Below are 24355 nucleotides of genomic sequence, written 5' to 3'. Positions count from 1 at the left end.
TCCTAAACAATTTCGCTAACAAAAAAATTAAATAATTAAGAAATTTTTTACTTCAAAACGTTAATTGTTGTATATTAGTTATGCTATACTTATGGAAAGACGTGAAAGGAAGGGTTTTTACGGTTTGGCAATATTTCAAAACGCACCATTACTTCTAGCGATATTCTCAATTTTTTTTGCACAATTTATTAAAGTACCCATACATTTTTTGTTTACAAAAGAAATTAACTGGTCTCTTTTAACGTCTACGGGCGGCATGCCTAGTTCTCATTCAGCTGCAGTGACAAGTCTTGCTACTGCAATCGGATACGAGACCGGTTTTGACTCACCTGTATTTGCCATTGCTGCATTGTTTGCTGGAATCGTAATGTATGATGCTAGCGGCGTACGATATCAGGCAGGTCAACATGCAGCTATGTTAAACAAGATACGCCAAGAGTTAACCATATTCTTTAGGGATATGAAACATTGGACTGATAAACATGGACATGAAAAACACGAAGAATTAAAAACATTGTTAGGTCATAAGCCGAATGAAGTATTATCTGGTGCCATAACTGGTATTCTAATTTCCTTCATATTTTATTCTTTCATCATATAAAAAGGATATATCCAAAAGCGTCTTTCACTTTTGGATATATCCTTTTTTAAAACATTCGATAACCGTTCTTTCTTAATATAATCATAACAATACCTGCAACAATTGTACCTACAAATCCACCAGACAAAATGGCGATATCCACCACTTGAAGAGATAAAACTTTATCCCACAAAGCAGGCCATGCAACAGTAGGTTTGAATATATAATCTAAAAAACTCACTTCATCAATAATAAAAATAACGACAATCGGATATAAGATCGTCATTAACCATGTCATACGAAGAAGCATATTTAATAAGAAACCGATTCCAAAAAACATAACAAAAAATAGTACAATCGAGATCACTAATTGAATAATTGATACAGAACCACCCATGTATGTATAACCTCCATTTTCCTTTACCTAGTTTAACCTAATTAAGTTGTCCTTTCAAATGGAAAAACAAATCATTATTAAAATTAAAAGTCTAGCATTCCAACTATAGAATGCTAGACTTAAATTTATGTTATACCGCTTCTCCTACCGCTTTACCTTTTACAAATCTTGGACTATTCCATAGATTAATCCATGATTTAATAGCTGTAATCACAACAACAACACCTAAAATCAACATAATAACGGATAATACGCCATTTAATACAGAATAACCAGATGCTGCTGGATTCCAGTACACGTTTTTGATCATCCAAATTCCTGCAACATTTACTGATATATATAAATATACTAATGGAATAATACAAGTTAAAACATAAATCCGTTTTGTAGCAATTTTTAATACAACCGTTGCACCAATAACTAATCCAATGGAAGCCATCAGCTGATTAGATACACCGAATAACGCCCAAATTGGTCCAATTTCACCTGTGTACAGTAAATACCCCCACATGAAACACGCTAAAGCACTAGCAATGATTGTACCAGGTAACCAATCTGTCCGTTTTAACGGTTTGATGACATCTCCTAAGAAATCTTGAATTAAGTAGCGGGCTACACGAGTACCTGCGTCGATTGCAGTTAAGATGAACACTGCTTCAAACATGATGACAAATTGATAGAAGTAACCGCTCATTTCTGTGAACCATGGCACTCCAGTAAAAATTTGTGTCATCCCTACTGCAAGGGATACGGCACCGCCCGTTCTTCCCTCTAAATCAATACCTATCGCTTGTGATAATTGAGGTAAGTTGACAACTTCCATTCCTAATGTGGCAAATACTGCTGGAGCTGCATTGATTGCGAAATAATCAGCAGGATGCAAAGAAGTAGCTGCAACAAGCGCCATTACCCCTACTAAACTTTCGACTAGCATAGCTCCAAATCCTACAACGCGAATATCTTCCCATTTATCTAACATCTTAGGCGTTGTTCCAGATCCAATGAATGCATGGAAACCGGAAATGGCACCACAAGCAATGGTAATTGAAACAAATGGCCATACAGGACCTGCAATGATTGGCCCTCCACCATGAATAAATTCTGTTACTGCTGGGAAATGAATTACAGGGTTAACGAAAAATACCCCAATAATTAAAGCTATAAATACCCCAATTTTCATAAAGCTTGATAAATAATCCCTAGGTGCAAGCAAAAACCATACCGGCAATGCCGCAGCAAAAAATGCATAAATCGGTAAGATCAACGCTAAAGTTTGGCGATCTAACGTCAACCAATCACCAAGCACTGTTCCTTGAATATACGGTCCAGCAAATACGCCGATCATTAATAAAATAAATCCAATCGTAGATGTTACAATTAAATTACCAGTCTTTTTATAGGCAATCCCTACAAGCATAGCAATTGGGATTGTAATTCCTACTGCAAAAGTTCCCCACGGATTTCTTTCTAATGCACCAAGCACTACCATGGAAAGACCAGCCATTGTTATCGTAATGATGAATAACATAGCAAGACCTGTACAGAATCCTGCAACCGGCCCAAGCTCCTCTTTCATCACTTCAGAAAGGGATTTCCCTTTTTTGCGCATGGATGCAAATAATACAACGGCATCATGTACTGCTCCACCAATCACCGCACCAATTAACAACCATAGTAAACCTGGTAAATATCCAAATTGTGCAGCAAGTACAGGTCCAACAAGCGGCCCAGCTGCAGCGATTGCGGCGAAGTGATGTCCGAATGCTACCCATTTGTTTGTCGGCACATAGTCTTGCCCATCGTTTAATTCATGGGCAGGTGTTGGTGTTTTTTCATTAATTAACAAAACTTTTTTTGTAAAAAAATAACCATATAATCGGTATCCAATCACGAGTATACAGATGGCACCGATTACAATAGAAAGACCATTCATAAAATTCCCCCATCCCATACTATTCATTTCTTCGAATAACTACTAACAGAATCGATTTCTATTTTAAAATAACCCCCTTGTCCAATCCTCCTTTTAGAAATTGTTGAAAATGTAATAAACTATATGAAATTTGTTTTGTAATAGTATAAAAATTATCACTAGCGTCGCATTAAAATAATTTAACACCTTCAAACAAACCGAATTTTCTGAAATATAATCCAAACAAAAAAAAATCCTTTATAATGGTTGGGTGGTAGTAAACCATCCAAATCCAAAATAAAGGACAATCGCATGGATAAGTCTACACGAAAAACATCATTTGAACAATGGTTTTCACCGATTAATCGTCCATTATTTGACGACCTAGTGAAAACACATCAATTAAATCACTATACCAAGAAGCTTTATATGGCTTCATTTATGAAACTGCTTTTGTATGCCCAACTCCATGAAACCGAGAGTTTACGGGCGTTGAGTGACGCTGTCTTTTTAGAAGAATTACAACGAGCAACGGGATTGGAATCGATTAGTTTTTCACAGTTAGGGAGACGAATCAACGCCATTCCAACGGTTTTCTTTCAATCGATTTTTCTTGATTTAGTGGCTCAAATTCATGAGAAAACACATTTTCAAAAGCGAAGAAAGCTGACAACGCCTTTGAAAATCATTGATTCGAGTACATTACCGCTTAATTTGACCAATCATAAGTGGGCAGAGTTTCGAAAAACAAAATCAGGAGTAAAGCTTCACTTACGACTTGTTTTTATGGAAAAAGGACTCTCCTATCCAGATAAAGCCGTACTCACGAATGCCAACGAACATGATCGTGGTCAACTAGAAGTATTCGTGGATGACAAAGAATGCATGTACGTGTTTGATCGTGGTTACTTGGATTATGGGCGCTTTGATCAAATGACGGAAGATGGCTATTTCTTTGTGACCCGTTTGCGTAAAAACGCTGTTGTCCGAGTGTTAGAATCCTTTTCGTTACCAGAAGATTCACCCGTATTCTCTGATGAAATGGTTGTCATTGGAACACCACAAAATCGTTCTGAAAACGTGTTTCGCTTACTCAAATTGCATGACACAAAAGGAAATGAGCTTCATTTACTGACAAATCGTTTAGATTTAAGTGCAGTTGAAATCGCTGAAATCTACAAGTCACGCTGGGCGATTGAACTGTTCTTCAAATGGATGAAGCAGCACCTGAACATTAAAAAATTCTACGGTCACAGTGAACAAGCCGTCCACAACCAAGTGTACGTTGCGATGATTGTGTATTGTTTAAATGTATTAGCACAGCTGAACGTAAATAGTGACCGAAGTTATTTACAAATTAGTCGTTATCTAAAGGCATCTTTATGGAAATCGGCTCACATTTGGTTACGAAAAATCGAAGGAAACGGCGTCCCATAAAGGTTTGCCAGTCGTTGTTGCACAAGTCATAGGTTATAGTAAAAAAATGGATGTTTACTACCCTCGCTTAGGTGTTTTCGTTTTTTCTCTAAAGTCCAGAAAAAATAAAACTGAAAATTCAGACATCATTTATGCGACGGTAGTGAAAAATTATAACTTTTACAAAATAATATTTTTTATCATTATTTTATATTTTTTCAAAAAAATCAATCTCTTTTTTTTTTACTATACTATTATCCTATTCTTTGATTTATTCAATAAAGTTTCAAAGATTACTTGTTAAAAAACACACGATAGGATGTATATTGAAACCAATCTCCTGGATTAATCCCCTCATTTTTTGATAGCTGATGCTGAATTAAAGTATCACTTGCCATGTTTTGTAGCATGATGGAAGCTTCTCCGCCAGTTAATAATTCCTCGACAGAAAGCCATTTGGCGTCAATTAGTTCGCGTTCTTGAATACAAATCGGTTGCTCTTCATTAATTGGTTTACAAGCAAAAATGGCCATATTATCACTTACTTCTCCTCTTATAACCCCCGTTCTAAATCCAACCATGCCGGTTACGATACAATCAATCCCAGTCTCTTCTTTTACTTCCCGGAGTGCTGCTTCATCAGCAGTTTCACCTAGTTGCACAAATCCTGCTGGAATTGACCATACTCCTTTTAATCCACTATATCTCTTTTTTACAACGAGCCATTTTCCATCTGAATTGACAACAACAGCTCCTGCACCTAACCATACTTTTCCTCGTTCTTTTTTCATATATACTCACCCTTTGTTTAAACTTACCACTATTTTACAACGCTTATAGCTATTTGAATATATCTATAAAACTTTCAGCTATCTCCTTATTTGGTAGTAGCACCTAGTTCACTTAAAAAAATTCATAAAAATAGGCCGCCAGAAATTTCTCTTCTAGACAGCCCAATTAATATAAATCGTTTTAACATTCTTCCGGTGTGCCAGTAACTTTCGCTGTTCTGAAAGATGAACCGCAACCACAAGATGCAATGGCATTCGGATTGTCGATCGTAAATCCACCGCCCATTAACGACTGTTTATAATCAATTTTTGTCCCCATTAAAATAGGGGCATCTTGTTGTGATACTAAAATTTTAATTCCGTGCTGTTCATCGATATAATCATCTTCATTTACATTTTGATCAAAATTCATGCCATAAGTAAGACCACTACAACCACCACCATGAACAGCTAAACGTAAATAAGAACTTTCTTCCTCATTATGTTTTGCCATCTCTTTTACGCGAAATGCAGCTGCTTCTGTTAATTCAATAACTCTTTTTTCTGCACTCATCCGAATCACCTTCCTTAAACAATATAATAACAGTGCAATCATGAATATGACAATGAAACTGCTTTATACACATTATTGTTAAACTCATTTATTGAATCTGCCAGTATAATAGTCTTATAACCTACTGCTCAGGAGGTAGTATATTATGGAAAACCATACAGAAATCTCCCCTTTTTATGTAAAAAAAGTAGTTTGTATTTTTTGTGAAAAAAAATTTCCTACCCTAAAAGTTCGTTCCAAGTTCGTAAAAGTTGAAAATACTGAAACTGATTTTCGTCCCATTTATTCTGATTCGAATGTCAATCCTTTATACTACAATGTATTTGTTTGTCAACACTGCGGCTTTTCCTTCACCGAAGATTTTTCTAAATATTTTGCACCAGGTACACGGGAAAAAATTCAAGAGCAAATTACGAAAAAATGGGTTCCACACAGCTTTAGCGGTGAACGTACAATAGCCCAAGCAATACAATCATATAAACTCGCACTCGTTTGCGGTAATTTAAAAAATGAAAAATTCATTGCAAGAGCAGGTCTTGCTCTTCGAATTGGCTGGCTATATCGTACTCTTCAAAATAAAGAACAAGAAATACGTTTTTTAAAAATTGCCAGAGATTTATATATGGATTCTTACTCAACAGAAGACTATTTAAGCACTGGAATGAGCGGAATCCGTGTTATGTACTTGATTGCTGAACTTTCACGAAGAATCGGGGACATATCAAATGCAACGAGATTCTTCTCAAGAGTAATAGAAAATCAACGACATGGTGGAGAACCTAAAATAATAGAAATGGCTAAGGAACAATGGCAAATCATTCGCGAAGAGCGAAATCAAGGAAATGTAATTACTGAATAAAAAAACGGTGTACTCACTATTCATATTAAATAGAAGAGTACACCGTTTTCAATTAGTTTAGTCGTTTTTCAATTAGAAAACTTGCTCTACTTCAACAATACCAGGTACTTCTTCTAATAATGCACGTTCGATGCCGGCTTTTAATGTAATTGTAGAGCTTGGGCATGAACCACATGCACCTAGTAAACGTAATTTTACAACGCCGTCTTCCACATCAATTAATTCGCAGTCTCCACCATCGCGTAGTAAGAACGGGCGTAATTTATCTAAAACTTCTTTTACTTGTTCAAATTGTTCAGTATTTGTCATATTCCTCGACTCCTTTCATTAAAATTATTATAATGTGAACAAGAGAAAAAATCCATTATTATCGTAACGAAAGGTGTAATAATATGAATAAAAATATGCCAATTATTGAAGTTTTTGGTGCCGACGTTCTTTGTGCAAGTTGCGTTAATGCACCTTCATCCAAAGACACTTACGAATGGTTAGAAGCAGCGATTAAACGGAAATATCCGAATCAACCATTTACAATTCGCTACATTGATATCAACGAACCGCTAACAGATAAACGGGATCAAGAATATGCTGAACGCATTCATAATGATGAATATTTTTATCCTCTAGTACTTATTAACAATGAAGTTGTCGGAGAAGGATATATCCAAATACAGCCGGTTTTTAAAGCTTTAGAAAAATTAGGTTTTGAGCCTAGCGAGTAATATTAACATACGTTTTCTTCACGTTAAAAATTCGCAAGTATTACAAGGAAAATACTTGCGAATTTTTCATTTAGTTATCGTTTTGACGTTTGTACATCCAAAGCAATCCTGACTTAAGTAAACGTGCAATTCTACCTGTTACCGTTGTATCCGCAATATAAACAAATCCTTGTTTCTTCCCTAAAGATCCCATAAATCCTTTTAATTTGATATCTGGCATTTTTTCTGGTAACGCTTCACCTTTCCAGCGATGTTTTAACACACGAACAATTCGTTCAGCTTGTTCTTCAGCAAGTTGTGCACTGGCTGGCAAATCAGATGAAGCACAGTCTCCTACAACGAAAACATGCTCATCATCAACGAGATGGAAATATTGGTTGACAAGTGGTCGACCTTTATTATCTTTTTCAGCATCCATTTCTCGAACAATTTTCACTGGACGCACACCAGCTGTCCAAACAATGGCATCTGCTTCAATTACTTCATCATGATTATAGATTTTTCCAGGTTCCACTTTTGTAATGTTAGATTCTGCAACGATTTCTACATTATTTTTTTCAAACCACTCTTTTACATACTTACTTAGTTTTTCAGGGAATGAACGTAAAATACGAGAAGATCGGTCAAACAATTTAATTTGTAAATCTGAGCGACTTTCTCTTAATTCACTAGCAATCTCAATACCACTCAATCCTGCTCCTACGATTGCAACGATAGAACCTGGAGGTAAGCCGCATAACGTTTCAAACGTTTTGCGAGAGTTTGCTATCGTTTGAATGCTCAATGTATACTCCTCTGCTCCAGGTACACCATGATAATCATCTTCACAGCCTAGACCGATTACTAAATCATCATATGGGATAACCGTTCCATCTTGTAAATGAACCGTTTTTTCCTTACGATCAATTTTTGTAATTTCTCCGTACACCTTTTCTAATCTTGGATGTTCAGGAAAATCAACTCGTACTTTTTTGTCAGTTGTTGTCCCCGCTGCAAGTGCGTAAAACTCTGTTTTTAAACTATGGAACGGATTGCGATCAATTAATGTAATCATCGTATCTTCTGGAATTTGGTTAGGTAGCAATCGAAGCAAAATACGCATGTTGCCATAACCGCCGCCTAGTAATACAAGTTTTTTCATAGAAAACTCCCCTATTTTTTTATTGCTTGCAGTTCACTAAATTTACACAAACATTAGTATATTACATTGTGAGAGATTTCACAATAGTTTTTTGTGAAAGGATTCACATAAAGTTTATTTCATTGACGAATGTAAAATTTAAGAGTAGGATTTTTTTGAGTGAGGTGAACCTTTGTGAATCCGTTAGTGGAATTTTGTATTTCGAATTTAGCAATGGGCTCTCAAGAAACATATGATGTATTGGAAAATGATCCAAATATAGATGTTCTTGAATACGGTTGTTTAAGTTATTGTACAATGTGTGCAGAGAAGTTATATGCTCTCGTCAATGGAGACATGGTTGAAGCTGATACTCCTGAAGAATTGACGAAAAAGATTTATGAATATATTAAAGACAACCCTCTTTTTTAATCATGTCATCATTTCGTTTAGATACAGATTGAAAAATGGCCTGACCAAAAGTACAAACTTTTTGGTCAGGCTCAAATATTTACTATGAATATTTTTAAGCTGTCTCTACGGTAGTCAGGTGGTTGTAAAGGAGTACCGCAGAAGACAACTAGCTATAACGTATATCTATCATTTATTATGACAAATTTTGTTTCCCTTATAATTCAAATTCGCTTAAATCATTTATGCAGTATGTTGGTTGTACCTCTTTTTCTTTAACTTTCTCCGTATTCACGACACCCGTATTGACATGAACAGTATCGCAGCCAAAGCGAATACCACATAAAATATCCGTATCGTAATTATCTCCAATCATTAGCATCTCATTTTTGTTATAGCCATATTCTTGCTGTATCATTTCTAGCATAACTGGCGATGGTTTCCCCATAAACATTGGTTCCACATTAGAAACTTGACTAACGAGTTTAACAAAAGAACCGTTCCCTGGATGGAACCCTTTTTCTGTTGGGAATTTAATATCTTCGTTCGTTCCAATTAAGGTTGCTCCATTTTGAACAGCAATACAAGCTTTCGTTAATTTTTCATAATCAATTTTTCGATCAATTCCCATTACAACTACATCAGGATTTTCTTCCACTATGTCAATTCCTTCTTGTTGAAGTGCGTAACGGATTCCATCCTGGCCAATAACAAATACTTTAGCTTGTCCAAAATGCATTTTCACATATTTTGCAGTCACTAATGAACTTGAGTAAATTTGTTTTTCAGAAACGTTCAATCCGAACTGCTGAAGTGTTTGTTTAATTTGGGAAGGAGTTTTCGACGAATTATTTGTTACAAAAAAGTAATCTAACTGTTTATCTTCTAATTGATGGATGAATTGGATGGCAGTAGGAATAACTTCTTTTCCACGATATACTGTGCCATCTAAATCAAAACAGTACGCTCGATAGTGCTTCATCAACGATCCTCCGGTAAAAATGCGGACACTGGTCCTAATTCATTTTCCAAATATTGCGTTACTTCTTTTGAAAATGTTTTTAACGCTGGTAATGTATTTTTTAACACTTCATAAACCTTTTCAATTTCTACTTGTGTAAATTCACGGACGATATTTTTGCGTAAACTGATTAATTCTTTGAATGGCTTTTCTTTTTCACTTGCGATAACTTTTTCATCAATCAAAATGTCAATAATATCGTCATAGCTGCCAGGATCTCTCATAATAAAACCGTCAATCATCAAGTTTCCAACGTCGATGACTGATTCAATTGCATTATGTGTAATGCGTTCCAATGCTAATTTTGTTATATCATCTTTTAACCAATCTTCTTTCTGTTCAAAAATGGAGATGATTTCATCTAAATATGATAAAGTTCTCGTAATTTTATTTCTGTCAACAAAATACATGACAAATGCCTCCAATTCAAAAAGTTGATAGTTTTCCCGCTTCTATAGTAACATATTCTGTAGTATTGGAAGGAGACCAAAACAGCGATGGAACGATTTTTCTTATATGATGATATAGAAGATACAAAGACAAGATTTGTCAGCTTTACTGGAAAAAAACTTCGCTATGATTTAGCGATTATGCAATCGACACGTTTTTATGGAAAAGTTCTTGTTTTAGATATGCAATTTGGCCGATTTGCGATTATCGGACCAGATGATTTAGAAGAACCTGGCTATTTAGAACATGTTTTTAATAAAACAGAAGAAGAGGCTGAAGATTTAAGAGAATATTTAATGGAATTATTGTCATAATCAATAAGCCATCTCCAACAAGGGAGATGGCCTTCATTTTCTTATTTGATTTTGTCGTGAGAATACCCCTGCGGAGCTGATACAAGCTTTTCTTGTGGGACTCGGCCAATTTTTCTTAAAATAAAATACGCACAACCAAAATTACAATACTCAAATAAATAATCTTGAACGGTGCTAATTTTATTATCAAAGGTAGATTTTTGATTGCGATCATCAAAAAAACCTTTTAATCTAAGTTGACCATATCCCCAATCTCCGACGATATAATCATACTTCGCTAATACGTCCGTATATCGATTTATAAATGTTTCGTCTTGAAAACCGTCACGATAATTTTCAATTAACTCATAGCCAATTCCTTCGACTACAATCACCCAAACCCCTCCAATTCTACGACTTGATCACTTTTTATTTCATTACATCTCTGCTTGGAGTTGTCTAGTTTTCGTTGCTTCATTCACTTGTTCATCCGCATGATAACTACTACGAACTAAAGGACCTGCTTCACAATGTTTGAAACCTTTTTCCATCGCAATTTTTCGAAGTTTTCCAAATTCTAGAGGTGAATAATACTTTTTAACTGGTAAGTGTTTTTTCGTTGGTTGTAAATATTGTCCGATTGTCATGATATCAACATTGTTAGCAAGGAGATCATCCATTACTTCTAAAATTTCATCCCATGTTTCACCGAGTCCAATCATTAAAGAAGATTTTGTCGGAATATCCGGTTGCATTTCTTTTGCTCTGCGCAAAAACTCTAGTGAACGGTCATACGTTGCTTTAGCACGGACTCTCGGAGTAAGTCTTCGAACAGTTTCGATATTATGATTCAAAATATCTGGTCTTGCATCCATGACAATGCGTAAATTTTCCTCTACCCCGCCTAAATCAGAAGGTAGAACTTCAATCGAAGTTTGCGGTGATTTACGTCGAATGGCGCGAATTGTTTCAGCTAATATGCTTGCTCCGCCATCTTTTAAATCATCACGCGCAACCATTGTGATTACGACATGTTTTAAATTCATAATTTTTACTGAATCAGCAACACGTTCTGGTTCTTGTAAGTCCAGCTCATTTGGAAGTCCCGTTTTAACCGCACAGAATCTGCATGCTCGGGTACAAACAGCCCCCAAAATCATCATCGTTGCCGTTCTTCGCTCTCCCCAACATTCATGAATGTTTGGACAGCGTGCTTCTTCACAAACAGTATGCAAGTTATTTTCTCGCATTAATTTTTTTAAATCTCGATATTCTTCGTTCGTATTTAACTTTATCTTTAACCATTCGGGTTTCCTTAGAAATTCTTTATTGCTCATTTCGTATCAGCCCCTATCAATTAAGAAAAAATAGTATAACCTACTTGTCAATATATCATGTTAATGCTTTTGCAACAACTAACAATATCGATAAAGTTCAATAATATTATTTTCTATTATTATTCATATGGAACAGGGACTTCAATAGAAGGTTGTGCACCATCTCCACCGTTTGTATAAATATTTGGAACTTGGCTTCTAGTCAGTCCAATTGCGACTGGAATCGTTTGTTCTACAGTAGCAGTTTTACTAGCAAATGGCACGATGATTTGGACATTTACTTTTAAGCGAATGTTCACTTCTACAAGTGCATTATTGATTCCAAACTCTGTTATGGTTGTCGCAACATCACTCGAAACATTTCCAATGATGTGAAAACGTATTGGCACTTTAGGTCCTAAGTTACCTAATAGGGGCAGATTTAACGCTTGAGCAAGTGGAACAAAAAAGACAATGCCGTCCCCTCTTTGAATTTCCGAAACATCATATTCTACATTTTCTAATTCAGGAAGCTGGGACAAGTCTCCCCTTTCCGCCATTTCTAGATGTTCTTTTACGAGGGCTGTCGTTTCCGCGCGGACTTGGTTAATAATTTCAGTATTAAATTTCGTTGTCAACATGTAGTCTGATTCCGTAGGCAAGTCCTCAATTATTTCATTCACATCTAGCACACTTGAAGTTCTTGCATTGATTGCCTTACTTACTACATGCGAGGCGATTTTATATGTTTGTACTTCAGCATAATCTAAATAGGTTGGCATCAATCGAGAGTTTAAAAAATATAAAAATAATATCACAGTGAATACAAAGCTCATAAGAAATAATGCAAAACGATTTGCTCTTTTTTTTCGTCTATTCGGTGACCGAATCATCATTCTACGAGGTTTTCGTGAAAACAAAAAATCTCCTCCTAGCTAATTTTATGAACAGGAGGAGATTGCTATTCAAGGCTGTAAATATTCAGTATCTACTCTTAATATCTCAACTTGCGGAAATTCTTCTAAATTTAATAGATAAGTAGACTTTAATAACATACCGTTTTCCTCAAAAATGCGAACATAGGGACGGGAGGATTGTTTAGTATTTTGTTTTGCAACGATTCCCCTTCTTCCATCCGATAAACAAAGAACCGTTCCATTTGGATAGTGTACAACACTTTTAATCAAAGCATCTACCACTCGTTTTTCAAAAAGTGTGCCACTATCAGATTCAATTAGGTCAATTCCTTCCGAAGGCAACATTTTATCGCGATAAACCCGATCTGATGTGACCGCGTCAAAAACGTCGGCCACTGCAATAATCTTTGCATATGGATGAATTTCATTGTCTACTAATCCTCTTGGATATCCACTGCCATCCAAACGTTCATGATGTTGTAGGGCACAATGAGCAACTAATAAAGAAACCGTATGTAAATTTCGTAAAATATTGAACCCGTAACGGGTATGTAGTTTCATAATGGCAAATTCTTCATCAGTTAATTGTCCAGGTTTATGTAAAATTTCGAGTGGCAGCACCATTTTACCTACATCGTGTAATAATGCGCCAATTCCAATTGTACGTAAATCTTCATACGGGTATCCGAGTTCTTTCGCTATTGCAAGAGAATAAAGGGTTACATTAAAGGAATGTTGGAACAACGCTTCATCATAAAGATAAGTATCCGTTATTATCGTTAACATTTCATTATTGCTAAATATCGTTTTTAACAAATCATCTACTAAAAAATTCAACTTTTTTGATTCCTTATCTAAAACAAAAGCCGCATCACGACTATTTAATCCTTTCATTTGACGGAAAGAACGCTCAATATTCGATACAGCTTTTGCTCTGAGTTCTAGGGGTACCGTCTCTTCCACTACAATGTCCTTGGAAATTTCATCTTCAATATATATATATTGAATGTTCATTTGCTTTAATCTTCGTATAATGCCCTCGGTCATTTTTACATGTCGCTGCACTAATGGGTGTCCTGATTCGTTAAAAATTGCTCTCCCCATTATCATTCCTGGTTTTGCTGCATTAATAGAAATGAGTCGCATAATAATGTTTACCCCATTCTGCCGATTTCAGTATTCCAAATTATATTATATAGCCAGTAATATCATTTAGGAACATTTTAGTAAAAATTTTCAATTTAAATACCGTTTACAATAATCTATTAAAACGTCCCTCAAAAAATATGGTAAAAAATATTTCTTTTTCGCATATTTAAAATTAGGGAAAAAATATCCAAAAGTAAACATATCAAGCGTCGCTAATTGATATGTTCGATTTAAGTCACTGACTTCTCCTTTTACAATTAATTCCCGATTTTGGTTTACCGAAAAATCATACGTTAATATTTTTCCAAAAATTAATCCTCTAAAACCTAATCCTTTTAACTCAAGTTGTGACCACTCATCATTCTTCGCTTGAAGAAACACTTCCTTCAATTGTCTACCAGTTATTTCTACAACACATAAGTTAATGGGATGGGGTAAAATTCGATGAATATCATATTTACTAATATTACCTTTTTTCAAGCCATCTAAAAATATTCCTGCATTAAACATCGCACAATCGGCACCCGTATGTTCCAATACTGCTTTTGCAAAAAGCCTAGAAATTTGGGAATGATGAAACCATTCTTTATTATAACTTTTCGTTGTTTGGAAAATCGTTTCGCTCATTAACTCCTTGCCAGTGCTCGATAACTGTTCTAGAAACTCCACTTCCCCGTCAATTTCAGGTAACAATGCATTATCAATAATCTTTTCTTCTTTCCGAATAATTTTTCGCTCGCGGTGATCAAATTGAATCGTTAAGTGTCCAGTATATGCCCCGAATTTACCACAACCAGTGAGCAAAACACCATTTACCATTTTACCTGTTTCAAGAAAGTGGTGAGTGTGAGAACCAAAAATTACATCTAAATCTGGACAATCTTGAGCCAATAATTCATCTTCCGTAATTCCTAAATGAGATAAACATAGTAAGATATCGACTTGCTCCCTAAGCTGTTTAACAATAGAAATTATCTTTTTTCTCGGCTCTACAATATCCCATTGAAGTTCTTTATAAAACAATTCATAAAAAGCTGTAGCACCAATTACACCTATTTTTGTTCCGTATTTAGTCTCTAAGATTGTATATGGTTTTAGCCATTTCGGATTTTCTCTATTTGCTGCCTTTAAATTAGCGACAACTACTTCAAAATTTGCTTCATCATACAAATGATAAAGTTCGTCAAAATCTAACGTAATTCCTTCATTATTTCCGATTGTAACGACATCATATTGAGCTTCATTTAATAGTTTGACGTTCCCTAAACCGAGCGTTGCTTCGGTATATATATTCGAACGATCTAAATGGTCGCCAATGTCAAATAAAAAACTAGGTTCTCCACGTTCTGCGTAGGCAAGGCGTTCTTTTCGAATGAAAAATTGAGAACGCAACCAATATTCGAAATGGCTATGTAAATCATTTGTATGATAAAAATGAATCGTTTCTAGCAAACTATTCACCATCTCTCAATATTTAAAATAGCCCCTCTAAAATCGATTGGATACCGATTAATACCATAACGATTTGCAATACAAGAACAACCGTTTTTGATTTCAATCGTTTGTTTAAAGCTGAACCTAATTTCGCACCTACATAAGCCCCAACAATTACGGGAATTGTATAGTGCCAAGGGATATTTCCTAAATATATATGACTCATCGAGTTGACTAATGATGTTAAAAACACCATAAACATCGAAGTAGCAACTGCAACATGTGGTGGAAAACGGAACAATAACACCATTGCAGGAACAAGTAATGAACCTCCACCTATGCCAAATAATCCTGAAATCATGCCGACAAAGAAGGAAAAGAGAACAGCAAACCATATAGGATAGCCATATTCGAAACTTTGGCCTTGGCGATCTGTAAAACTTCTTTTTAATCCGTGATCAATAAACCAGTTAATGGGCTTTAACTTATCTCGTACAAACAATATTGTTGACAAAACGATTAGTAAAAAACCGAAATATAAATTAAATGAATCAATATCCAACCCTTTGTTTAACCAAGCGCCCAATATTGTACCTGGTGCACTACCTATAAAAAAAATTAATCCGCTTATGAAATCCACTTGTTTTGATCTCATATATGAAATCGTTGAAGACAAACCTATGAAAATCATCATGATTACAGATAAACCAACGACTCGCTGCGGAGTAATGTCAGGAAAAAAGCCTAAATTAATACCGAAAAAAAGCGTTGCTGGTATTAAAATAACCCCTCCCCCTAATCCAACTAACGAACCTAATATTCCAGCACAAAGTGCGATGATGGAAAGAAGTAAATATCCCATTAAAATTCCCCTTCAAAAAAATTTAATTGCTTCGGTGCAAGACCTTCAAAATTGATATTTAAAATTTCTTGAAACATTTTTGCGTTACTTGCTGCATGATGCCCTGAATTGTTGTTAAAAAGTACAAAAACTTCTTCCGCATTGGATTCCAAATCTTTTATTTTGTTTGCTAAATCTTCTAGCTCCTCTTTTGTATAGTCGTATAAAAAACGAACCTCTCTCCAATTAGGAGCACCCGAATTACGCCATCCAAAAACATTTCTTCCATGCAAACGGACAAGTACTTTCTTATTTGTTACTTTCGGAACAAAGGGCACTGAACCAATACCGGCTTGTGGTTCATCGCAAACGGTATGAATTAGTCCATTTTCTCTTAAAAATTGAATCGTTGCTTCCTCTCTATCACTTTGAAACCAAGTTTGGTTACGAAATTCAATAGCAATTGGAAACTCTTCTAATTGTTGTTTAACATATACAATATACTTTACATTTTGAGAGGTACAATCAAACCATGGTGGGAATTGGACTAGTACCATAGCTAATTTATTGGACTTGTGAAAGGCATTGGCACATTGGCGAAATGCTTCAAACATTTCTTGTCGGTTTTGATACGGAATATTATCTCTACCATGACCGGTCATTCCTTGATATGCCTTCACGGTGAACTACCCCCACTTAATTTTCTAGCGAAAATTTGAAGTGGGGGCTTCCAAAGAAGTTTGACTGCTTTAAGCAATCCTTATTCTTTGAGGCGTGTCCACTTCGCCGCTAGAGCATAAGACACTCAGGTCTACAGCTTTACTTTTCTTTAAGATGTTTAGTGCGCCATTTACATCAGCATTGATTAGTTTGCCGGACTTTGTTCGATACAAACCTCGCTTATTACGTTTGCCACTGAACTTATATTCTTTTGGATTGTCGGCATTATATTCAGGAATCTCATCGCCGTCAAAAAAGCTGGCTTGGGACGTATATGATTCTTCCTGTTTGAAGAATTTAATGCCGTAAAATTCACAAAGATATTCTAGTTTTTCTTTTATATTACCGAGAGGAATATTGACAAAGTTTTGATTTGTCTTTTTTCCTAGATTAATATTGCGTTGCAATGTTTCAGCATAGCCAATGACAAGTTTGCCAATTTGATTTTCAATACAGTAGTTTATGATGTAACGGCAAGTCTTGTTGATATAATCATTAACTTTATTATTGCGATTCATAGCAAGCAAAGCTTGTTTACGAGTTGTACCTTTGATTTTTTGCTTATCTTTAATGCTTTGAAGTCTGGCATTTTCTTTGTTAAACCATTGATTAATACTTTTTAATCTCCGCCCATCAATGATGAACGATCTGCCGTCTGATGTGACACAAGTGGCAAGATTATTTAATCCTAAATCAATCGCCAGTGCTTTTTGGTCATTTAATTCTCTTTGATCTTCAGGCATTTCATATTTATACTGAATCTCAAAGAACCTAGCATGATGCTTAGGAATGATTTCAATCTGCTTAATCTTTTTGTCAAGTAACACAGGCGGAATCGTTATCGTGATAGGCTTATGAGTCTTTTTATACAGATTCGAATACGGTATCGTGAATTTGTTGCCGTCTATACGAATTTGACCAATGATTAGTGAATGAAAGCCATCTTTTTTAAGATATTTTGGGATACTGATAGCCTTGTAGTCATATTTGCCTTGTTTGGCTAGTTTTACTAAGCCAAAGAAAGATTTAAAAGCTTCATTAACCTTTTTTAAAATTTGCTGTGCCATGTTGCTGTTTAACAGCTTATAGTTTTCGTTCGTTTTGGCAAGATGATAGTTTTTCTCATAATTAAGAAATTCCTTGTGTTCAAAATAGTATTGTCTGACATTGTATAATCCGACGTTGTATATGTTCTTGGCAATACGGCACAGTTCTCGAAGAGTCAAGTATTCTTCTTTGGTTAAACCATTTAGCTGTTGTTTGATACAAAAATACATTTTTTTCACCTCCCATCTAACTATATGATACTATATTTTACTGAATCTATCCTATTTTCAGCAAAATATAGTTAAGGCGATTCATCTCCCACTTATTCCGCTTCGCTTCGTTGAAGTGGGAGTCTTCTCGCCTAATTACCGGATAAACGATTATAATCGAGTAGGAGGGAGTGATTAGCTCCCGTCCTCTCACACCTCCGTACGTACGGTTCCGTATACGGCGGTTCAATTAAGATCATTGACGCAAGTTTTCATAACTTCCGTGAATAGCTTGTCTTCTTATGCCAGTGGTCACTCCACCCTCCAAGAGGTCTCCCACGGGATTCACCGCTTCCTTCCTCAAGTGAGGTACTACGTTTTCTGTGTTCATCATGACTCACTGAATGCCAAGGGCTATTCTCTCTTCATTGTTCAGTCCTTCTTAGTGGTTCTACACCAACTAATACGATGACCTCTGCTGACTTCTGACGGTTCAGCTACCTATCGCTAAGTAGGTTATAAAATGTACTTCACGTATCCGCAAGACCTCCCTGGGTAAGAATGTAATCTTTCCTTCCATCTATCTGCTTCATTTACTCTGTACCACCTTTGGCAGAAAGGACTTTGTTTTGTTTGGCAAACTCATCCAATGATACCTAGCCTTATATGAAGTTCGTGTTCCGAGAGACCCTAAGTTTGCCGCCCGCTTCCTTCAGATTCCGTGTCACCACGGACACCCTTGCGTTAAGCTAACTGTTACTTCTGCCTTCACAGTTCGGGACTTTCACCCTATAGATTACACCCATGCCAGGCGCACCAAAAAGTTCGATTAAACAATACGCAAATCGAACTCTTTCCAATTTGATTACTTTGGTCATGTCTCAAGAAATTTGGGAACGGATGATTACACTCATTAAATAGGATGATTGAATAAGCGCATTTTTTACTCTTAACTATAATTCAATTTGACGCTTTCCAACTAAAGCGTATTTAGCAAAAATAAAAGACCATAAAATAGCAATTGCTACTTAGATGGCCTCTAGTTTTCTCGTCGGATAGAAATTATTAATTGCTCTATAAAATTACAACGATTATATTGAGAAATCTTCCGGTATGAATACTTTTAATTGTTTAGGGCGAACATACACGATATCCCCTTTTTGAATTTCTAAATTTTTATAATGTTCCTTTGTGAATTCAGCCTCTAAAAATTCACCATTATCTTCCCTTTTTAATTCTATTTGTACAGTTGGACCAACGATATGAATAAACGTGATTTTTGCGGCAACTGTTTCGTTGTCAACTTTTTCTTTTTCAATTTGAATGTCATGAGGACGAACATATCCAACTGCCTCATCATGGGAATCAAGATAATTTGGAGCACTGATTTCAAATTGCCCCTGTCTTAGCTTTCCATTTTGTAAACGTCCACGAAAAATATTTACGTTTCCTAAGAAGTCATAAACAAAAGGACTTTTTGGGTTCTCATATACTTCATCTGGTGTACCAATTTGCTCGATTTTTCCATTATTCATGACAATAATGCGATCCGCCACATCAAGTGCTTCTTCCTGATCATGGGTAACAAAAATGCTTGTCACGTGAAACTCATTATGCAGTTGGCGCAGCCACCTTCGCAACTCTTTTCTCACTTTTGCGTCTAAAGCGCCAAACGGTTCGTCGAGCAATAATACTTTCGGTTCGACTGCAAGTGCTCTCGCTAATGCAACTCGTTGCCGCTGACCACCAGAAAGTTGTGAAGGATATCGTTCTTGAAAGTTTTGAAGTTTAACAAGCTCCAATAATTCATTAACTTTTTTTGCAATTTCTTGCTTGGAAGGTCTCGTTTTTCTCGGACGCACTTTTAATCCGTATGCAACATTTTCAAACACAGTCATATGACGGAATAACGCATAATGTTGGAAAACAAAACCGACTTTTCTCTCCTTTGGACTTACATTTGTAATATTTTCGCCATCAAAATAGATTGCTCCTTCATCAAGCCCTTCTAAGCCTGCAAGAATACGTAAAAGCGTGGTTTTCCCAGATCCAGAGGGGCCTAATAGTGCAATTAATTCACCAGATTCGATATCAACTGAAATATCTTTCAACGCTTGAAATGAGCCGAAAGATTTTGATACATTTTTTACTTGAATGCTCATAAGCTCCCCCTACCTTACACAACTTTAGCTTTCCATGAAACAATATTTTTAATAATGATTGTAATAATCGCTAACACTGACATGATGGAAGCGACAGCAAAAGCCGCTGTAAATTGATATTCGTTATATAAAATTTCAATATGCAACGGCATTGTATTAGTTAATCCTCGAATATGCCCAGATACAACAGAAACAGCGCCAAACTCACCAATTGCCCGGGCATTGCATAATATTAAGCCGTACAATAATCCCCATTTAATATTTGGCAACGTGACATAGAGAAAAGTTTTCAACCCGCTTGCTCCCAGCGAAATAGAAGCTTCTTCCTCAGTTACTCCTTGTGTTTGCATTAAAGGAATCAGCTCCCTTGCAATAAAGGGAAATGTCACGAACAATGTAGCAAGGATGATGCCCGGTAATGCAAAGACAATTTTAATATCATGTTCAAAGAGCCATTCACCAAACAATCCTTGAGCACCGAAAAGTAAAATAAAAATTAAACCTGCAATTACTGGGGAGACGGCAAATGGCAAGTCAATAAGCGTAATTAATAAATTTTTTCCCTTAAAAGAAAACTTCGTAATCAACCAAGCAGCTGCAATTCCGAAAATCGCGTTCAATGGTACGACAATCAGTGCAACGGTAATAGTTAGTTTAATTGCTGCTAGTGCATCTGGATGAACAATCGATGCAATATACGTTTCCCAACCTTTTTCGAAGGCAGTGACAAATATCGAAATCAACGGAAGTATTAAAAATAGGCTTATATAAAGGAATGAAATCGTAATCAATAACCACTTTACAATTGCTGATTCTTTCAAAAAATAAGAGTTGCTGGTTGTTCTTGTAACAACGGGCACTTCTTGTTTTACCTCCAATGGTTTGGTCATTACTTGCCCTCCTCATTAATGATAAAATTTCCTATTCATTCGCCATTGAATGAAATTAATAAATAGCAGGATGATAAACGAACCCGATAACATGACAATTGCGATTGCTGTTGCACCAACATAATCGTATTGTTCAAGCTTCGTCATAATAATAAGCGGAGTAATTTCCGTTTTCATCGGCATATTCCCAGCAATAAATACGACGGATCCGTATTCACCAAGAGCTCGAGAAAATGCTAACGAAAAACCTGTAATCATTGCTGGATATAGTTCAGGTAAAATTATTTTCACAAATGTTTGGAATCTAGTTGCCCCTAAACTGGCTGAAGCTTCTTCTACTTCTTTACTTAAATTTTGCAAGACTGGCTGCACCGTTCGAACGACAAATGGCAACCCAATAAATGTGAGGGCAATAATAATCCCAAGCGGCGTATAAGAAATTTTAAAATCAAAAAATTGCCCAATCCAACCATTCGGTGCATACAGTGTTGTAAGCGCAATCCCTGCAACCGCCGTTGGTAATGCAAAAGGCAAATCAACAAGACCGTCAATGATTTTCCTTCCTGGAAACTCATATCGAATAAGCACCCATGCAATCATCGTTCCAAAGAAAACATTGATTAATCCAGCAACGAAAGCCGTTCCAAAACTTAATTTATAAGAGGCTACTGCCCGAGGATGGGTAATCGTTTCGTAAAATTCACTCCAACTCATTGATAGCGTATTTACAATAATCATCGATAAAGGCAATAGGACAATCATGCTTAAATAAAGCATCGTATATCCAAAGGTCAAAGAAAAACCAGGAATAATAATAGTTTTTTTCCTTCTTTTTAATGATAATTCCACTCTCACCATCTCCATAATGAAGATTCAGCATAAAGGAGGAGTCATACTTCTCCTTTATGCTTTTATTTCGAAAAATTCAGTTTTCTCAAATGATGCTTCCCGTTCAGATATTGATGGCGGTTTATTCAACGTCATTTATTTCATCCCACAATTAACACTTTACGTAGAAGCATGTATTTTGTATTATTGATAAATTTCATCAAATGTTCCGCCATCTGCGAAATGGGTTTTCTGGGCTTCTTGCCACCCGCCAAATTCATCAATAGTAATTAACTCTAAAGTTTGGAATTGATCTTGAAATTTTTCCAACACTTTTTCATCACGAGGGCGATAGAAGTTTTTCGCTGCTATTTCTTGCCCTTTTTCGCTGTATAAATAGTTCAAGTAAGCTTCTGCTACTTCGCGAGTTCCTTTTTTATCAACGATTTTGTCGACAATTGCCACTGGTGGTTCAGCTAAAATACTTAAAGAAGGTGTCACAATTTCAAATTCATCTTCCCCGAATTCTGCAAGAGAAAGATATGCTTCATTTTCCCAAGCGATTAACACATCACCAATACCACGTTCTACGAAAGTCGTTGTAGATCCTCGTGCACCCGAGTCTAATACTTCAACATTGCTATATAAATCTTTCATGAAATGTTTTATTTTTGTTTCGTCACCATTAAACTTTTTATTTGCAAACGCCCATGCTGCTAAGTAGTTCCATCGTGCACCACCGCTTGTTTTTGGATTAGGTGTAATGACCGAAATGCCTTCTTTCGTTAAATCATCCCAATCTTGAATGTTTTTCGGATTTCCTTTTCTAACTAAAAAAACGATTGTTGAAGTATATGGTGAAGAATTGTTTTCAAATTCTGTTTGCCAATCTTCATTTAATAATTGGCGAGTTTGTCCTATTTCATCAATATCATAAGCTAATGCAAGCGTCACAACATCCGCTTCAATTCCATCAATTACTGATCTTGCTTGTTTTCCTGAACCTCCATGAGATTGCTGAATTGTTACTTCCTGACCTGTTTGTTCTTTCCAATAAGCCGCAAATTCTTTATTAAATTCTTCATATAATTCACGTGTTGGGTCATAAGAAACATTTAGCAACTCAACTGGTTTAGAAGTATTGTTTTCGCTCGCATTGTTGTTTGTAGATGCGTTATCATTTGACTGTTCTTGTTTGCCGCATGCTGCTAACAATAAAATAAGTAAGGCAATTCCTAATAAAAGTTTTTTTCTCATCTCATTCTCCCTTTTCTTTTCATAAAAATAATAGAAGGTTGCTTACATTCCCCTTTTAATCCAAGGAATAAATAAGCAACCTTCAGTTTGTCTGATCGGTTTTCGAATGAAACCATTATTCTTTTTCTTTGAAACATACAATAATCCAATTTTTCCTATTAGTCAACATGGTTTTATAAAATTTTAAAAAATCATTTTTTAATATTGATAAATTCAATAAAAATAGTATACTTTAAATAAAATTACATTTTTATAACTTGATACGCTGACTAGAACACTAGAGGCGTTTTAATGTAAATTCTCTTTTTTGTTTACATTAAAACGCCTCTTTTTTATTGAAAGGAGGAAACGCATGCTAACGTATCACACATGGCAAGATTCATTGATAGATTTTGAAGTGGATGAAACTTATAAAGGGGCATTAAATGTTTTACATTGGACCTATGACCATTACGGAAATGATGTGATTTACGCATGTAGCTTTGGCATCGAAGGCATTGTGTTAATTGATCTAATCTCAAAAGTAAAGCCTGATGCGAACATTGTGTTTTTAGACACGGATGTTCATTTTAAAGAAACATATGAAACAATTGAAAGAGTTAAAGAAAAATATCCCCAATTAAATATTGAGTTAAAGAGGCCTTCTATTTCCTTAGAAGAACAAGCAAAATTATACGGGGATGAACTTTGGAAAACTAACCCGAATAAATGTTGTGAAATACGAAAAATAATCCCTCTCCATGAAACGTTAACAGGAGCAAAAGCATGGATATCTGGTTTACGCCGTGAACAATCTGAAACGAGAAGACATGTGGAGTTTATTAACAAAGATAATAAATTTCAATCGATAAAAATATGCCCACTCATTCATTGGACATGGAAAGATGTATGGCGTTACGTAAGCAAACATCAACTAACATACAACCCTCTTCACGACCAGGGGTATCCGAGTATTGGTTGCGCTCATTGCACAAAACCAGCTTATACAATGGATGACTTGCGTTCAGGAAGATGGGCCGGTCTCAATAAAACAGAATGTGGATTACATGTTGATTAGGAG

The 24355-nt window shown here is 35.8% G+C and carries 27 protein-coding genes; 7 read left to right on the top strand and 20 right to left on the bottom strand.

The window, feature by feature from the left end; genetic code table 11:
* Positions 1-124: 124 nt before the first annotated feature.
* Positions 125-601: a divergent PAP2 family protein gene (locus NSU17_RS12960; RefSeq protein WP_340705210.1), complete on the top strand. Its 477-nt coding sequence runs from the start codon at positions 125-127 to the stop codon at positions 599-601.
* 46 nt (positions 602-647) lie between these two features.
* Here the strand turns inward: NSU17_RS12960 and NSU17_RS12955 are convergent, their stop codons facing one another.
* Entirely contained in the window at positions 648-977 is a 330-nt protein-coding gene (locus NSU17_RS12955) for a YuiB family protein (RefSeq protein ID WP_340705209.1), read from the bottom strand.
* Between the two features lie 130 nt (positions 978-1107).
* Positions 1108-2910, bottom strand: a complete 1803-nt coding sequence (locus NSU17_RS12950; protein ID WP_340705208.1) for a carbon starvation CstA family protein — start codon at positions 2908-2910, stop codon at positions 1108-1110.
* A gap of 291 nt (positions 2911-3201) precedes the next feature.
* On the opposite strand from NSU17_RS12950, the gene NSU17_RS12945 reads away from it, so the two are divergent.
* The gene (locus tag NSU17_RS12945; protein ID WP_340704487.1) at positions 3202-4326 is read left to right on the top strand and encodes an IS4 family transposase; all 1125 of its coding nucleotides are present in this window, start codon (positions 3202-3204) and stop codon (positions 4324-4326) included.
* A gap of 272 nt (positions 4327-4598) precedes the next feature.
* Here NSU17_RS12945 and NSU17_RS12940 read toward each other — a convergent pair whose 3' ends face one another.
* Both NSU17_RS12940 and NSU17_RS12935 read right to left on the bottom strand, forming a co-directional pair.
* Complete coding sequence (locus NSU17_RS12940; protein WP_016839298.1) at positions 4599-5096, bottom strand: NUDIX domain-containing protein; 498 nt, start codon at positions 5094-5096, stop codon at positions 4599-4601.
* A gap of 181 nt (positions 5097-5277) precedes the next feature.
* Complete coding sequence (locus NSU17_RS12935; RefSeq protein ID WP_016839297.1) at positions 5278-5649, bottom strand: HesB/IscA family protein; 372 nt, start codon at positions 5647-5649, stop codon at positions 5278-5280.
* 145 nt (positions 5650-5794) lie between these two features.
* On the opposite strand from NSU17_RS12935, the gene NSU17_RS12930 reads away from it, so the two are divergent.
* Positions 5795-6508: a DUF2225 domain-containing protein gene (locus NSU17_RS12930; RefSeq protein ID WP_016839296.1), complete on the top strand. Its 714-nt coding sequence runs from the start codon at positions 5795-5797 to the stop codon at positions 6506-6508.
* 72 nt (positions 6509-6580) lie between these two features.
* On the opposite strand, the gene NSU17_RS12925 is transcribed toward NSU17_RS12930, so the two are convergent.
* Entirely contained in the window at positions 6581-6817 is a 237-nt protein-coding gene (locus NSU17_RS12925) for a NifU family protein (RefSeq protein WP_016839295.1), read from the bottom strand.
* A gap of 83 nt (positions 6818-6900) precedes the next feature.
* Between NSU17_RS12925 and NSU17_RS12920 the strand changes: the two genes are divergently transcribed.
* Positions 6901-7230 carry a YuzD family protein gene (locus NSU17_RS12920; protein ID WP_016839294.1) on the top strand — a complete coding sequence of 110 codons (330 nt, stop codon included), beginning with the start codon at positions 6901-6903 and terminating at the stop codon, positions 7228-7230.
* A gap of 70 nt (positions 7231-7300) precedes the next feature.
* Here the strand turns inward: NSU17_RS12920 and NSU17_RS12915 are convergent, their stop codons facing one another.
* Positions 7301-8371, bottom strand: a complete 1071-nt coding sequence (locus NSU17_RS12915) for an NAD(P)/FAD-dependent oxidoreductase (protein WP_340705207.1) — start codon at positions 8369-8371, stop codon at positions 7301-7303.
* A gap of 174 nt (positions 8372-8545) precedes the next feature.
* Between NSU17_RS12915 and NSU17_RS12910 the strand changes: the two genes are divergently transcribed.
* A complete protein-coding gene (locus NSU17_RS12910; RefSeq protein WP_340432301.1) occupies positions 8546-8782 on the top strand; it encodes a YuzB family protein in 237 nt (78 codons plus the stop codon).
* 196 nt (positions 8783-8978) lie between these two features.
* On the opposite strand, the gene NSU17_RS12905 is transcribed toward NSU17_RS12910, so the two are convergent.
* Both NSU17_RS12905 and NSU17_RS12900 read right to left on the bottom strand, forming a co-directional pair.
* On the bottom strand, positions 8979-9743 hold the full coding sequence (locus NSU17_RS12905; protein ID WP_340705206.1) for a TIGR01457 family HAD-type hydrolase: 765 nt from the start codon (positions 9741-9743) through the stop codon (positions 8979-8981).
* Positions 9743-10192 carry a DUF86 domain-containing protein gene (locus tag NSU17_RS12900; protein ID WP_168411993.1) on the bottom strand — a complete coding sequence of 150 codons (450 nt, stop codon included), beginning with the start codon at positions 10190-10192 and terminating at the stop codon, positions 9743-9745. Before NSU17_RS12900 ends, NSU17_RS12905 begins: the two co-directional genes overlap by 1 nt.
* A gap of 87 nt (positions 10193-10279) precedes the next feature.
* Here NSU17_RS12900 and NSU17_RS12895 point away from each other — a divergent pair, with 87 nt between their 5' ends.
* Positions 10280-10546: a DUF3055 domain-containing protein gene (locus NSU17_RS12895; protein WP_016839289.1), complete on the top strand. Its 267-nt coding sequence runs from the start codon at positions 10280-10282 to the stop codon at positions 10544-10546.
* A gap of 41 nt (positions 10547-10587) precedes the next feature.
* Here NSU17_RS12895 and NSU17_RS12890 read toward each other — a convergent pair whose 3' ends face one another.
* The 12 genes from NSU17_RS12890 to NSU17_RS12835 all read right to left on the bottom strand — a co-directional run bounded on the left by NSU17_RS12890 (position 10588) and on the right by NSU17_RS12835 (position 23295).
* Positions 10588-10920 (bottom strand): YutD family protein, encoded by a 333-nt coding sequence (locus NSU17_RS12890; RefSeq protein WP_340432296.1) that lies wholly within the window; start codon positions 10918-10920, stop codon positions 10588-10590.
* Positions 10921-10962: 42 nt separating this feature from the next.
* Positions 10963-11862: a lipoyl synthase gene (lipA, locus tag NSU17_RS12885; protein WP_340432294.1), complete on the bottom strand. Its 900-nt coding sequence runs from the start codon at positions 11860-11862 to the stop codon at positions 10963-10965.
* Between the two features lie 119 nt (positions 11863-11981).
* Entirely contained in the window at positions 11982-12737 is a 756-nt protein-coding gene (yunB, locus tag NSU17_RS12880; protein ID WP_026019140.1) for a sporulation protein YunB, read from the bottom strand.
* Positions 12738-12806: 69 nt separating this feature from the next.
* The gene (locus NSU17_RS12875; RefSeq protein ID WP_340705205.1) at positions 12807-13904 is read right to left on the bottom strand and encodes an HD-GYP domain-containing protein; all 1098 of its coding nucleotides are present in this window, start codon (positions 13902-13904) and stop codon (positions 12807-12809) included.
* Between the two features lie 90 nt (positions 13905-13994).
* Positions 13995-15359, bottom strand: a complete 1365-nt coding sequence (locus NSU17_RS12870; RefSeq protein WP_340705204.1) for a bifunctional metallophosphatase/5'-nucleotidase — start codon at positions 15357-15359, stop codon at positions 13995-13997.
* A gap of 22 nt (positions 15360-15381) precedes the next feature.
* A complete protein-coding gene (locus tag NSU17_RS12865; protein ID WP_016839283.1) occupies positions 15382-16203 on the bottom strand; it encodes a sulfite exporter TauE/SafE family protein in 822 nt (273 codons plus the stop codon).
* Positions 16203-16862 (bottom strand): DUF72 domain-containing protein, encoded by a 660-nt coding sequence (locus NSU17_RS12860; RefSeq protein WP_340705203.1) that lies wholly within the window; start codon positions 16860-16862, stop codon positions 16203-16205. Before NSU17_RS12860 ends, NSU17_RS12865 begins: the two co-directional genes overlap by 1 nt.
* A gap of 69 nt (positions 16863-16931) precedes the next feature.
* Positions 16932-18179 carry an RNA-guided endonuclease InsQ/TnpB family protein gene (locus NSU17_RS12855; RefSeq protein WP_340705202.1) on the bottom strand — a complete coding sequence of 416 codons (1248 nt, stop codon included), beginning with the start codon at positions 18177-18179 and terminating at the stop codon, positions 16932-16934.
* A gap of 1070 nt (positions 18180-19249) precedes the next feature.
* Positions 19250-20320 carry a sulfate/molybdate ABC transporter ATP-binding protein gene (locus NSU17_RS12850; RefSeq protein WP_340705201.1) on the bottom strand — a complete coding sequence of 357 codons (1071 nt, stop codon included), beginning with the start codon at positions 20318-20320 and terminating at the stop codon, positions 19250-19252.
* A 14-nt stretch (positions 20321-20334) separates the two neighbouring features.
* The gene (gene cysW / locus NSU17_RS12845) at positions 20335-21210 is read right to left on the bottom strand and encodes a sulfate ABC transporter permease subunit CysW (protein ID WP_340705200.1); all 876 of its coding nucleotides are present in this window, start codon (positions 21208-21210) and stop codon (positions 20335-20337) included.
* 15 nt (positions 21211-21225) lie between these two features.
* Complete coding sequence (cysT, locus tag NSU17_RS12840) at positions 21226-22068, bottom strand: sulfate ABC transporter permease subunit CysT (RefSeq protein ID WP_340705510.1); 843 nt, start codon at positions 22066-22068, stop codon at positions 21226-21228.
* A 174-nt stretch (positions 22069-22242) separates the two neighbouring features.
* The gene (locus NSU17_RS12835) at positions 22243-23295 is read right to left on the bottom strand and encodes a sulfate ABC transporter substrate-binding protein (RefSeq protein ID WP_340705199.1); all 1053 of its coding nucleotides are present in this window, start codon (positions 23293-23295) and stop codon (positions 22243-22245) included.
* Positions 23296-23647: 352 nt separating this feature from the next.
* Between NSU17_RS12835 and NSU17_RS12830 the strand changes: the two genes are divergently transcribed.
* A complete protein-coding gene (locus NSU17_RS12830) occupies positions 23648-24352 on the top strand; it encodes a phosphoadenylyl-sulfate reductase (protein WP_340705198.1) in 705 nt (234 codons plus the stop codon).
* Positions 24353-24355 lie beyond the last annotated feature (3 nt).

The sequence above is a fragment of the Ureibacillus sp. FSL K6-2830 genome, from assembly GCF_038004145.1.
In the GTDB taxonomy this organism is placed as follows: Bacteria; Bacillota; Bacilli; order Bacillales_A; family Planococcaceae; genus Ureibacillus; species Ureibacillus thermosphaericus.
The sequence above is the reverse complement of the archived record's forward strand: the minus strand, read 5'-3'. Positions and strand labels throughout refer to the sequence as shown.